General features: G+C 64.9%; 11 protein-coding genes and 1 pseudogene. 6 read left to right on the top strand and 6 right to left on the bottom strand.

The genetic code is table 11. The annotated features are described in order from the left end of the window. The first annotated feature begins 196 nt into the window (after window positions 1-196). Complete coding sequence (gene ileS, locus VB734_RS07040) at window positions 197-3,136, top strand: isoleucine--tRNA ligase (RefSeq protein ID WP_323243228.1); 2,940 nt, start codon at window positions 197-199, stop codon at window positions 3,134-3,136. Window positions 3,137-3,161: 25 nt separating this feature from the next. On the opposite strand, the gene VB734_RS07035 is transcribed toward ileS, so the two are convergent. Continuing rightward, window positions 3,162-4,913: a glycosyltransferase family 2 protein gene (locus tag VB734_RS07035; protein WP_323243227.1), complete on the bottom strand. Its 1,752-nt coding sequence runs from the start codon at window positions 4,911-4,913 to the stop codon at window positions 3,162-3,164. Window positions 4,914-5,012: 99 nt separating this feature from the next. Between VB734_RS07035 and VB734_RS07030 the strand changes: the two genes are divergently transcribed. Continuing rightward, window positions 5,013-5,852 (top strand): glycosyltransferase family 25 protein, encoded by an 840-nt coding sequence (locus tag VB734_RS07030; RefSeq protein ID WP_323243226.1) that lies wholly within the window; start codon window positions 5,013-5,015, stop codon window positions 5,850-5,852. On the opposite strand, the gene VB734_RS07025 is transcribed toward VB734_RS07030, so the two are convergent. The 5 genes from VB734_RS07025 to VB734_RS07005 form a co-directional block, all read right to left on the bottom strand. Further along, complete coding sequence (locus VB734_RS07025; RefSeq protein ID WP_323243225.1) at window positions 5,770-6,579, bottom strand: hypothetical protein; 810 nt, start codon at window positions 6,577-6,579, stop codon at window positions 5,770-5,772. The two genes, VB734_RS07030 and VB734_RS07025, sit on opposite strands and share 83 nt — an antisense overlap. Window positions 6,580-6,666: 87 nt before the next feature. Next, window positions 6,667-7,158, bottom strand: coding sequence for a nuclear transport factor 2 family protein (locus tag VB734_RS07020; RefSeq protein WP_323243224.1), 492 nt, complete (start codon window positions 7,156-7,158; stop codon window positions 6,667-6,669). A 22-nt stretch (window positions 7,159-7,180) separates the two neighbouring features. Further along, window positions 7,181-7,549 carry a hypothetical protein gene (locus VB734_RS07015; RefSeq protein WP_323243223.1) on the bottom strand — a complete coding sequence of 123 codons (369 nt, stop codon included), beginning with the start codon at window positions 7,547-7,549 and terminating at the stop codon, window positions 7,181-7,183. A gap of 74 nt (window positions 7,550-7,623) precedes the next feature. Continuing rightward, window positions 7,624-7,971, bottom strand: a complete 348-nt coding sequence (locus VB734_RS07010) for a type II toxin-antitoxin system PemK/MazF family toxin (protein ID WP_323243222.1) — start codon at window positions 7,969-7,971, stop codon at window positions 7,624-7,626. After that, window positions 7,953-8,162 (bottom strand): hypothetical protein, encoded by a 210-nt coding sequence (locus VB734_RS07005; RefSeq protein WP_323243221.1) that lies wholly within the window; start codon window positions 8,160-8,162, stop codon window positions 7,953-7,955. Before VB734_RS07005 ends, VB734_RS07010 begins: the two co-directional genes overlap by 19 nt. Window positions 8,163-8,549: 387 nt before the next feature. On the opposite strand from VB734_RS07005, the gene VB734_RS07000 reads away from it, so the two are divergent. The 4 genes and pseudogenes from VB734_RS07000 to VB734_RS06985 form a co-directional block, all read left to right on the top strand. Further along, window positions 8,550-9,725 (top strand): glycosyltransferase family 4 protein, encoded by a 1,176-nt coding sequence (locus VB734_RS07000; RefSeq protein WP_323243220.1) that lies wholly within the window; start codon window positions 8,550-8,552, stop codon window positions 9,723-9,725. Between the two features lie 4 nt (window positions 9,726-9,729). Beyond that, window positions 9,730-10,509, top strand: a complete 780-nt coding sequence (locus VB734_RS06995; RefSeq protein WP_323243219.1) for an alpha/beta fold hydrolase — start codon at window positions 9,730-9,732, stop codon at window positions 10,507-10,509. Next, a pseudogene (locus VB734_RS06990) lies at window positions 10,506-11,669 on the top strand (LLM class flavin-dependent oxidoreductase). The gene VB734_RS06995 and the pseudogene VB734_RS06990 overlap by 4 nt, the downstream one beginning before the upstream one ends. 15 nt (window positions 11,670-11,684) lie before the next feature. Continuing rightward, window positions 11,685-12,014, top strand: a 330-nt coding sequence (locus VB734_RS06985; protein WP_323243218.1) for a DUF3598 family protein, incomplete at its 3' end; no start/stop codon positions are given.

Below are 12,014 nucleotides of genomic sequence, written 5' to 3'. Positions count from 1 at the left end.
GAGGTGGCCGAAGCCGCCGAGCCGGACCCCGAGCCCGACGACGGCCCGCTGGTGGTGGACAGCTTCGAGGCGATCGATGCCCTGCTGGAGCAGGCCGTGCCGGAGACGCCGGAGCCCGTCAGCCCGCCGCAGACCGCTGCCGCCGGGGAGGGTCTCGGCGAGGCGGGATAATCCAGCCTTCTCGCGCCCCGGCGACGTGACGGCAAGCCCGGCGTCCTACAAGGACACGCTCAACCTGCTGCAGACGCCCTTCGCGATGCGGGCCAATGCCCGGGTGCGGGAGCCGGAACTGCAGGCCTTCTGGAAGGAGCACGATCTCTACGGGCGGCTGAGCCGCGGCAACCCGGGCGCCCCCTTCACCCTGCACGACGGCCCGCCCTACGCCAACGGCGCCCTGCACGTGGGCCATGCACTCAACAAGATCCTCAAGGACATCATCAATAAGCACGCCCTGCTGCAGGGGCGCCGGGCCCGCTTCGTGCCGGGCTGGGACTGCCACGGCCTGCCGATCGAGCTGAAGGTGCTGCAGGGCCTGGGCAACGAGGAGCGGCGGCAGCTCACCCCCATCGACCTGCGGCGGCGCGCCCATGCCTACGCCCTCGAGCAGGTGGAGGGCCAGAAGAGCGGCTTCCGGCGCTGGGGCATCTGGGCCGACTGGGACGAGCCCTACCTCACCCTGCAGACGTCCTACGAGGCGGCCCAGATCGGGGTCTTTGGCCGCATGGTGCTGGCGGGCCACATCTACCGGGGCCTCAAGCCGGTGCACTGGAGCCCAAGCTCCCGCACCGCCCTGGCCGAGGCTGAGCTGGAGTACCCCGACGGCCACACCTCCCCCAGCGTCTACGTGGCCTTCCCGGTGGTGGAGCTGCCGGAGCCGCTGGCCGGGCTGCTGGCGGACGCCGGCATCGCCGGCCCCACCGATGCGGCCCACCGGGAGCAGCTGTTCGTGGCCATCTGGACCACCACCCCCTGGACCCTGCCGGCCAACCTGGCGGTGTCGGTGAATGGCCAGCTCGACTACGCCATCTGCCGCGACGGCACCACCAACGGCGGCACCCCCCGCTACCTGGTGGTGGCCGCCCAGCTGGTGGAGCAGCTGCGCAACAGCCTGGAGCGCCCGCTCGAACCCCTGCTCACCCTCAAGGGGGCCCAGCTGGAGGGGATCCTGTACCGCCATCCGCTGCTGGATCGCACCAGCCCCGTGGTGATCGGCGGCGACTACATCACCACCGAAACCGGCACCGGCCTGGTGCACACGGCCCCGGGCCACGGCGTCGACGACTTCCACACCGGCAACAAGTACGGCCTGCCGGTGCTCTGCCCGGTGGATGAGGCCGGCACCCTCACCGCCGAGGCGGGCCCCTTCGCCGGGCTCAACGTGCTCAAGGACGCCAACCCGGCGATCATCACCGCCCTGCGGGACGCCGGGCTGCTCCTGGCCGAGCAGCGCTACGAGCACCGCTATCCCTACGACTGGCGCACCAAGAAACCGACCATCTTCCGGGCCACCGAACAGTGGTTCGCCTCCGTCGACGGCTTCCGCGCCCAGGCCCTGGAGGCGATCGCGGCGGTGGAGTGGCTGCCGGCCAGCGGGAGGAACCGCATCGAGGCGATGGTGCGGGACCGGGGCGACTGGTGCATCTCCCGCCAGCGCTCCTGGGGGGTGCCGATCCCGGTCTTCTATCACCGCGAGACGGGCGAGGTGCTGCTGAACGCCGACACCCTGGCCCACGCCGAGGCGCTGATCGCCGAGCACGGCGCCGATGTCTGGTGGGAGCGGGACGAGGCGGGGCTGCTGCCGCCGGCCTGGGCCGGCCAGGCCGACCAGTGGCGCAAGGGCACCGACACCATGGATGTGTGGTTCGACTCGGGCTCCTCCTGGGCCGCCGTGCTGGAGGGCCGCGGTCTGGGCTGCCCCGCCGATCTCTATCTGGAGGGCTCCGACCAGCACCGTGGCTGGTTCCAGAGCAGCCTGCTCACCTCGGTGGCCGTGAATGGCCATGCCCCCTACCGCCGGGTGCTCACCCACGGCTTCACCCTCGATGAGAAGGGCCGCAAGATGAGCAAGTCGCTGGGCAACGTGGTGGACCCCGTTGTGTTGGTGGAGGGGGGCAGGAACGAGAAGCAGGAGCCGGCCTACGGCGCCGACGTGCTGCGGCTGTGGGTGAGTTCGGTGGATTACTCCGCCGACGTGCCCCTGGGGCCGGGGATCGTCAAACAGCTGGCGGACGTGTACCGCAAGGTGCGCAACACGGCCCGCTATCTGCTGGGCAATCTGCATGATTTCGTGCCCGCCGAGCATGCCGTAGCGATCGAGGATCTGCCCCTGCTGGATCGCTGGATGCTGCAGCGCACCGCCAGCCTGATCGAGGAGGTGAGCGCCGATTTCGAGCGCTTCGAGTTCTACCGCTTCTTCCAGGCCCTGCAGAACTTCTGCGTGGTGGACCTGTCCAACGTCTACCTCGACATCGCCAAGGATCGCCTCTATGTGAGCGCGGCCGGCGATGTCCGCCGCCGCAGCTGCCAGACCGTGCTGCACCTGGTGGTGGAGCGGCTGGCGGGCCTGATCGCGCCGGTGCTGTGCCACATGGCCGAGGACATCTGGCAGAACCTGCCCTATCCGGTGGCCGAAGTCTCGGTGTTCGAGCGGGGCTGGCCGACGGTGCCCCAGAGCTGGGCGGCGCCGGAGCTGCTGGCGCCGATGCAGCGGATCCTGGAGCTGCGCGCCCAGGTGAACCGGGTGCTGGAGGGCTGCCGGGGCCGGGGGGAACTGGGCGCCTCCCTCGAGGCCCAGGTGCAGCTGGAGCTGGTGGAGGCGGCGGCTGACGCGGCATCGGAGGCGGCCCCCCTGCATGAGGCCCTGGCCCTGGTGGAGGCCAGCCCCCACCCCGAGGTCGACAACCTGGCCGACTGGCTGCTGGTGTCGGCCCTGCGGGTCGGCGGGTCAGCGCCGGCGGAGCCCCTTCTAGCGGAGACCGAGGAGGAGGGCGTGCGGGTGCGGATCGCCCGGGCGGCGGGCCACAAGTGCGAGCGCTGCTGGCACCACGAGAGCGACATCGGCCAGCACCCGGACCATCCCAGCCTGTGCGGGCGCTGCGTGGGCGTGCTGGAGCGCCAGGGGGCTCGGCCCGCCTGATTCGGCGCGATCGCAAGGGACCGGGTCAGACCAGCCCGAAAGGCCTGAGGACCTTTTTGGCCGCGATCTTCAGTGGCAGTGGAATGCCCCGTCTGGGGAGCTTGCGCACGAGGCGGGCCGCCAGCCGGCGCGAGCGCGTGGCCAGCGAATGGGACTCCAGCAGGGGGTAGGGGGATCGCTCCCGCAGCAGCGCAATCAGCCAGTCCGCCGCCGCCGGATCCTGGGAGCCCGGCTCCAGGGCGACCTCGGCCAGCCGGATCCGCTCGGCGAACTCCGCCACCATGGCCTGGTAGCCGCAGGCCTCGGCGACGGGCCCGTGGGAGGCATGAACCCGGGCGAAGTGCTTGAGCGACTTGCGCTCCAGCAGGGCGGCGTTGTCGAGCAGATCCTCGATGTCGTTGGCGATCCGCACGACGCTGGCCTGGGCACTGACGATCGGCAGTTCCTCGATCACCGGCGGAGGACCCTGGCGATCGGCGGGGCCTGCGGCGGTGGCGACCGCGTAGGCATGGGCGATCGCCTCCACCTTGCGGCCCACCAGTTCGCGCAGCAGGGCCCGGTTCCGCTCGGTGGGGGCCAGATGCCGGCGAGAGCTGGTGGGCATGTAGGCGGCATGCAGCAGGGAGGCCTTGACCAGATCGAAGGGGGCGCCGTGCACGACCAGGACGCTGGCCACCCGGACGACATGCTCCTGGAAGGTTTTCTTCGAGTTCCGGAAGGAGCCGCCGTGCAGCTCGGCCGCGACATCGAACACCCGGTTCAGCTCCACGATCTCCTTGCGGGAATGGCCCTGCGCCAGGCATTGCCGCACCAGCAGAGGAAAGGAGTGCACATAGGGATAGGCGTGGTTGTCCACGGCCTCGGCAGCAGGCTCAACGGGGCGGGGATGGACCCGCTCCATGCTGCCGATCTGGCGATTGAGGAAGGAGGTCATGCTCTGGAGGGAGCGCAGCTTCCACTTGCTGGAGAGATAGGCCACGTCCCGGGCCGCCAGCTCATGGCTCCAGCGCCGGTGGAAGGGCTCGATGTCGCAGAGCCAGTAGGGGGAGTGCTCGTTGGCGTAGACGTAACTGACCACGGACTTCGGCTCGAAGATGACCCGATAGTTCGCCTGCCGGGCCACCATGGCGATGTCGATGTGCTCATTCACCTGGAGGTAGGCCTCATCGAGGGGGCCCGTCTCGTGGAGCATCGCCATGCTGAGCAGCATGCAATGGAACTCGCCGAAATCGGAATCTCCCCCCTGGAGAGTGCCGACGATGCGGGAGGCGGGCGCATTGGCGAAGAGGTGCTCTGCGTTGTATTCAATCTCGCCGTTCTTCTCCGAGAGATGGTTCTTGCCGCCGGCCATGTGGATGCGATCGGCTTCAAACTCCCCCATCAGGTAGAGGGGGAAGACGATGCCGGCTCCGGTGCGCTCCGCCGTGGCCACCAGGGTCTCGATCCAGCCCCTGGTGACGAGCACATCGTTGTCGATGAAGCACACATACTTCGTCGTCACCGCCTGCAGCGCCTGGTTGCGCAGCTGGTTGGGGGTGCCGGGGGCCGCCGTGAACAGGGTCAGCTCGCCGCGGGCCTCGGCCGCCTCCAGCTCCCGCCGCACCGAGGGCGGTGACTGGCTGTCGTGGTAATGGAGGACGAAGGGATAATCCCGGTGCTCGAGGATCGAGTCCAGCGAGCGTGAGGCAAAGCTGTGCCGTTCGCGGAACACCACGACGACCGTGACCAGAGGAGCCGTCGGCGAGCCGCCCGGGCTGACCCGTACGGGGGCGGTCATCAATGGCCTGCCTGGAATCGGAGGACGATGATAACATGATGCTTCGTGAAGCATTCCTGCGTGCCGAATCCAGCGTCTGTTTTCGTGCCGCATTGATGCATGGCCAAACTGTCCTGGCAGGAGTTGCTGAACACCCCTGCCTTTCTGATCAATCTCGATCGCCGGCCGGATCGGTGGGAGAGCAGCCGCAGCCAACTGGAATGGGCGGGATTCACGGACGCGCGGCGCTGGTCGGCCTTTGATGGGGCGACGGGAAACGTCCGGGAGGCGCTGTTGCGTTTCGGCATCGATCAGCTGGCAGATCGCGAAGACTTTCTCCACCTGCCCGGCGCCCAGGGCTGCGCCGTGACCCAACTGACGCTGCTCCAGCACATCATCGACCAGGGGTATCCACGGGCCTGCATCTTCGAGGATGACATCCGCTTCTCACGGTCGTGGCACCAGCTGGCGCCGGCGTTCCTGAACAGCACGCCCCGCAACTTCGATCTTCTCCTCCTGGGTTCGCAGATTCAGTACGACTTTCTGCCGCGTCTGCATCCGGCCCGGCGATTGCATCGCTCCCGAACACTCACGCGCCTGAGCCAGATCGCCTGGCCCTGGCCGTCCCATCAGCTGGGCGATGTGCTGCAGGGGCCGCTCTATTGCCTCCATGCCGTCGTCATCACACGCCAGGGCTGCCAGGAGTTGCTGAAGTTCCTGACCACCCAGAGCGTCGGTTTCTATATGCCTGATTGCATGATTCACGACGCCATGGCCGGGCGACGCCATGTCTCGCGGTTCCCGCTGCGCTGGTATGCCTGGAACGGCCATCGCCTCCCTGCCCTGGTGGAGGAACGGGGCACGAATCCCCACTGGATCAGGCGGAACTGCGGCCTGGTGTATCAGGAAGAAAGCTTCGGCACGGACGTTCAACCGCGCCCGGAGCCAGCGTCGGCCTGAGGGCGCCCTGGACAGGCTTGGGCCGATCGCCGAAGGGGAGCAGGCGGGCACCGAGGCTGAAGGCCCCCGCCAGCAGGCCGGCGAGGGCGATCGTCACACTCCACAGCTGCACCGGCCTGAGGGCACCGAGCAGATCGCGCACGGAGAGGTCGGCCGGGTTCAGCTCCCGCAGTGTTGGCGGCGGCGGTGACGGGGCGACTGGGCCAGCTGCAGGGACGACTGTGCCAGCCCCCGGCTGGAAGGCCAGCACCTTCTCCTTCCAGTCAGCGAGCACGCCGTTGAATTCGTTGGAGCCCAGGGCCGCCTCGGCCAGGGGAAGTTTCTGCACATACCAGTCGTAACCCTGCTCCAGCAATCCCTCCGCTTTCAAGCCGTCTTCCACGATCACCAGCAGCGGCAGGTGCTTCGCGTAGGCCATCGCCGCTTCGATGTGGTTCCACGGCGTCGGCAGCCTTGTTTCCACCAGAGTCCCCTGACGCGGACCGCCGCGCCTTTCGAGGCCCGAGGGGAAGTAACTGCGCTCCAGGGCGATGACGACGATGCCGGAACACTTCTCCATCAGTTCGGTGATGGCCTTCAGCGGTGCATCGGCGCTGAAGGTGTTGCGGCCGACGGTCTTGGGGATCAGGGATTCACTGCGCAGGCGATCCTCGATCGATCGCACGAAGGATTCCTGCTCCGCCGTGGCCGTGCCACCCACACTCACGAAGACGAGTTTCTCCTCCATCTCCCGCCACGCATCACTGGGCGGAGCCTACCGATTCCCCCGCCGGCGCGCTCGCACTGGCTGATCGGCAGCGGGGAGCGCTGAGCGTCAGAGGCCGAGATCGGACAGGCCCGGATGATCGTCGGGGCGGCGACCGAGCGGCCAGTGGTACTTCCGCTCGCTCTCCTTGATCGGCAGGTCGTTGATGCTGGCGATGCGGGTGTGCATGAAGCCCTGGGCATCGAACTCCCAGTTTTCGTTGCCGTAGGCTCGGAACCACTGGCCGGAATCGTCGTGCCATTCGTAGGCGAAACGCACGGCGATGCGGTTGCCGTGAAAGGCCCAGAGTTCCTTGATCAGGCGGTAGTCGAGCTCCTTGGCCCATTTACGGGCCAGAAACTGCTCGATGGCCTCGCGCCCGCTGACGAACTCGGCCCGGTTGCGCCAGACGCTGTCCGGGCTGTAGGCCAGCGCCACCCGTTCCGGGTCACGGCCGTTCCAGGCATCCTCGGCCAGGCGCACTTTCTTCGCCGCCGTTTCGGCATCGAAGGGGGGAAAGGGGGGCCTGGGGGATTCAGGAACGGTCACTGGAGCAGCCATTGCACAGCGTGCGAAGGCTAATTCAGAAGGGAATCGTGTAAGTGTTGCCGCGCTCACTGCGCACCAGGAAGGCGGAGGATGTCTGCCGGTAGGTGGCCAGGGTGGTGCGGCCATTGCTGGGCTCGGTGATCAGCAGCTTGCCGCATTCCTCCTGATCCCCCTGGCCGCAGCTCCAGGGCTCGCCCACCTTCTCCATCTCGATCTGCTTGCCGTCGGAGCGGAAGGTGACCGTGAACGACGTGGAGCCGCCCGCGACCAGACAGGCTTCGGCGCGGCCGTTGAAGCGGCAGGTCTGCCAGGCGGCCTGGGCGTGGGCCACCGGGATGGCCGGGAGAGCCAGGGCGGCACCGGCGGCGGCCAGGGTGCACAGGGCCGCCAGGGGGGAACGCATCGGGCTGGGCGCAGGGGAGGACAAGTCTCGCCCCCCTGCCGAGCCCAAGGCCTTCCCGACGATGTTGCGACGCGTCACCGCTCAAAGTCTCCTGCACGCAGGATGTCAACCAACGCATCCAGGAGCTCAGACATTTTCCCACGATTGAGCTTGCCAGCGACTCCAGAAATGATCGAGATAGTCGCAGTGAACATTTTTCCAATGCGCACAAAACTCTCACGCCTGAGATCACCTTCGGCAAAGTCACTTTCCGAAAGTGGAATTGCCAGCCTATCCGCGTAGGATCTGCTTGTGATCTGACACAGCACAAAGTCTCCCATCCCAACATCTGCGATGGCCAAGGCCGGCCTACGCTTAGCTTGCGACAGGTCGGAATAAGGAAAGGGGATGAGAACGACGTCCCCTATTGCAGGTGGGCCCATGCAGCTTCCGCCTCTGGGTTCAGCCAGTCAGCCGCCAAAGCCCTTTCACTCAAGTCAAATCCGCTGACGACAGGGTCGGGATCGTCACTTGGCACAGAAACGAACACCTTCGCTCCCGTTTTCAGATGGACAGGACTTTGGATCCGGATTCGCCCATCTGTTTCAACAACAGCTTCATATTTGTATTCCATCGGGATGGGCCGGTGGGCCTACGACAGCATTGATTCAGCATAGCTCGAATGATGCCGTCTTGAAAGCAAGCTCAAACACTGCTTCTAAGATAGGCAAACGCCAAGCAGCGACTGGGCAGACAACGTTGCTCGCCTCCCGGGGGTGGTGGGGGCAATCGGGCACGGCGTAGAGCCAGGGATCGCGGCACAGGACCAACAGCACCTTATCGATCGGGGCTGAATTGGACACACGGATGGCGAGCTCCTTGGCATTCAGTTACAGTCTTCCGGAAGCGTGCATCATCGTATTCAGGCCCTCCTTCTGGCTCCGCATGGGATCGACGGCAGAAGTCCATCCACCATCCGCAGGGCGACATCCAGACCCAACGGAACCCCTGGCTTCAGCGCATGAAGATCCTCTTCATCCTGTGTGACAACCCCTTCAGGGCCTCCTGCGGCATGGGGAGCTCTGTCAAGGAAATCATTGAAGGCCTGGCCAAAGCAGACGAGTCGATCAGGATTCAGGTGTTGGATTTAAGGTGGAATTACGGCCATCAGACGATCGCCGATCAGATTGAGGTGATTTCCTGCGGATACAGGGATGGCCTGGGCAGTGACTTCATCGTGCAGACCCTGATGAATGCCCCCATTCAAATCATCTACGGGATCAAGAACCTGAACAGGCCCGATATCATCCACATGCAGGACTGGACGTCCATTGCGGTGGGCAACGCCTTGGCCAGCTACTGGGGAGGCAACATCAAATCGGTGTACACAACCCAATTGAGTTACACCCTGTTGCTGGAGGATCTGGCGAAGGAGTCGATGGCTGCTCCGCCCGTCGAAAAGTCGATTGTCGCCGAGATCGAACGACTGGAGCGGGAAAGCATTCAATCGTCTGACAGGGCCATCTTCCTGAACCGGAGCGATCAGACACGGCTCAACGGACCGCAGGATTCACAGGTGATCCCGCACGGCATCCATCTGGAGGACGTGCAGTCAATTCCATTCGAAGCGAAGAGACTTCCTGGCAAGAACCCGACGAAGCTCCTGTATTTCGGGCGCATCGATACGATGAAGAATGTCGGGCGGCTGCTCGATGTCCGATTGCCCAGCGGCGTCGACCTGGTCGTGATGGGAGGGGAAGCCGGTTCCAATCCGGACTTATATCAACGGCTGGAGAACCTGGCACGTGAACGGGATAACTTGCACCGGATTCCTTTCACCGCAGGGGATGACAAGTTCCACATCATCCGAGCGGCCGACGCCGTGATCTTCCCCAGCATCCATGAGCCCTTTGGCCTTGTTGGACTCGAGGCCTTGGCGTGCGGCACACCCCTGATCGCTTCTTTTGCCGGAGGAATGAATGACTACCTGGATGACGCCTGCGCAATCCGAATCGACGGACTGGGCGCCGAGGCCATCGCGAAGGCCATCCACAGGTTCATGACGCTGTCAGACTCCGCCAAGGAGGCCATGGTCAGGAACGGATTGGACGTCTGCAAGCGCTTCTCATGGAAGGGTCCGGTCGAGCGGCACCACCGGCTCTATCGGGACTTGACCCATGACAGCAGGCCCGAATAGCCCCATGGTCACGGAACATCGCATCGACATTCGAGGCTGCCAAGTCGCCTATCAGCGTGGCGGCAAAGGTGAACCCCTCCTGCTCTTGCACGGCATGGATGGGCGAGCGTCATGGGACAGCGTGCTGTCCAGGCTGACGGAGCACCACGATGTGATCCTGCCCGACCATCCCGGCTTTGGCTCCTCGGGGTCAGGGGAATGGATCGACGGCATGGCCGATCTGGCCCTCTTTTACCTCGATGTGCTTGATGCGTTGCAGATCGAGAGCTGCCACCTTGCCGGCCACTGCCTGGGCGGCTGGCTGGCAGCGGAAGTTGCCGTGATGCAGCCGCAACGGTTCAGGAGCCTGAGCCTGTGTGCCGCAGCCGGCATCCGTGTTGACGGCTGCCCGATGGGGGATGCCTTCCTGTGGAACCCGGACGACACCATCGGCCAGCTGATCGTTGATCCGCAGGCCAGGGAAACCATGCGGGCGAAGCAATCGAGCGAACGTGATATCGATCTGATGTTGAAAGCCAGACAGATGTCGGCGCGATTGGCCTGGCATCCTCGCTTTCACAACCCCCATCTACGCAAATGGTTGCATCGGCTGACGATGCCAACCATGATTCAATGGGGTGAGAATGACAGGCTTTTCCCCGTGGCCTATGCCCACGGCTACCACGCCATGATCCCCCACGCCCAGCTACATCTCTACAGGGACTGCGGCCATTTCCCGATGCTGGACGCCACCGATCGCTACCTCGAGCATCTGGACGCATTCACGGTCAAGGCATCCGCATGAAGTTCTATTCCTTTCATTTGATGCCCTATGGCGCCCTCGATCTGGATTACGTCGACAAACATGTCTCGGCGAGCCTGGTGCTCCCCAACACGTACTACGATCCCCAGATTGGCCATCAGCTCTATAACCGCTATCTCGATGAGCTGGAACTAGCCGATGCGCTCGGTTTTGATGGCGTGTGCGTCAACGAGCATCACCAGTCGGCCTATGGCCTGATGCCCACACCGGCCGTGATGGCGGGGGCGCTTTCCAGAAGCGTGAAGCGAGGCAAGATCTGCATCCTGGGGCGGGCGTTGCCCTTGCTGTCCAATCCCCTCAGCGTGGCGGAAGAATACGCCATGCTCGATAACATCACCGGCGGACGCTTCATTGCCGGTTTCGTCCGAGGGATTGGCGTTGAGTATCACGCCACCGGCGTCAATCCCACCTATTCCCTGGAGCGCTTCCATGAAGCACACGATCTGATCATCCGGGCCTGGACGGAAGAGGGTCCTTTCCCGTTCGAAGGCAAGCATTACAGCTACAACTAAGTGAATCTGTGGCCGCGTCCTTTCCAACAGCCCCATCCGGACGTGTGGATTCCCTCCGGAGGCAGCCTGGAAACGATTCGCTGGGCGTCCGATCCCAAAAGGAAATACGTGTATCTGAATGTGTATAGCAACATCGATGTGGCCTGCGGGCTCATGGACACCTACCGGAACTGCGCCGAGGCGTACGGCTATACCGCGAGCTCCGAACAGCTGGGCATGGCCCTGCCCATCTATGTGGCGGAAACCGATGCGATTGCCCGAAGAGAAGCCAAGCCCCATATTGAGGCCTTTTTCAACAAGTTTCTGCGGATGACCAACGAGATGTTGTTGCCACCGGGCTACACATCGGTGTCCTCCCTCAAAACACTCCTGATCACCAGCCGCGAAACGCTGATGGCCAACCATTCCCTGGAGGCCGTCGACAAGCTCGGCATGTTCCTGGTGGGTTCACCCGAAACCGTCCGTCAGCGCCTGGCGGAGTTTGAGCAACGACTCGGCATCGGCCATCTCTGCGCCATCATGCAATTCGGCAGCCTGCCGCAGGCGCAGACGAAGCGAAATCTGGAGCTGTTTGCCGAAGAGGTGATGCCCCATTTCCGGGCCAAAGTGACGGCAGGCAGCTGCCCCTAGGGGCCGATAGCAGCCATGCCCCGGCAGGCCCGCTGCACCACATCGGAATGGATGCACAGGCCCAGTCTTCGTTGCAGAAGAAGGGCACCGGAAGGCCAGCCGTTTCCCCGCTTGCTCCCCACCCCGGCACCCAGGCTCGCCGGCCACGGCGGGCTGCCTACCATCGCCCCTTTGCCGCCCTTCCCCATGGCCAGCCAATGGCAGAACTTTCTGCGCAACCTGGGGGAGTGGCGGGGCAGCTTCACCACGATCAGCGCCGGCGGCGAGGTGCTGGAGAGCCACCCGTCGGTGCTGACGCTGGCGGCGGGCGACGACGACGACCGCCTGGTGCGCTTCAGCCTGCAG

This window comes from Synechococcus sp. BA-124 BA4, assembly GCF_034931165.1.
The sequence above is the reverse complement of the archived record's forward strand: the minus strand, read 5'-3'. Positions and strand labels throughout refer to the sequence as shown.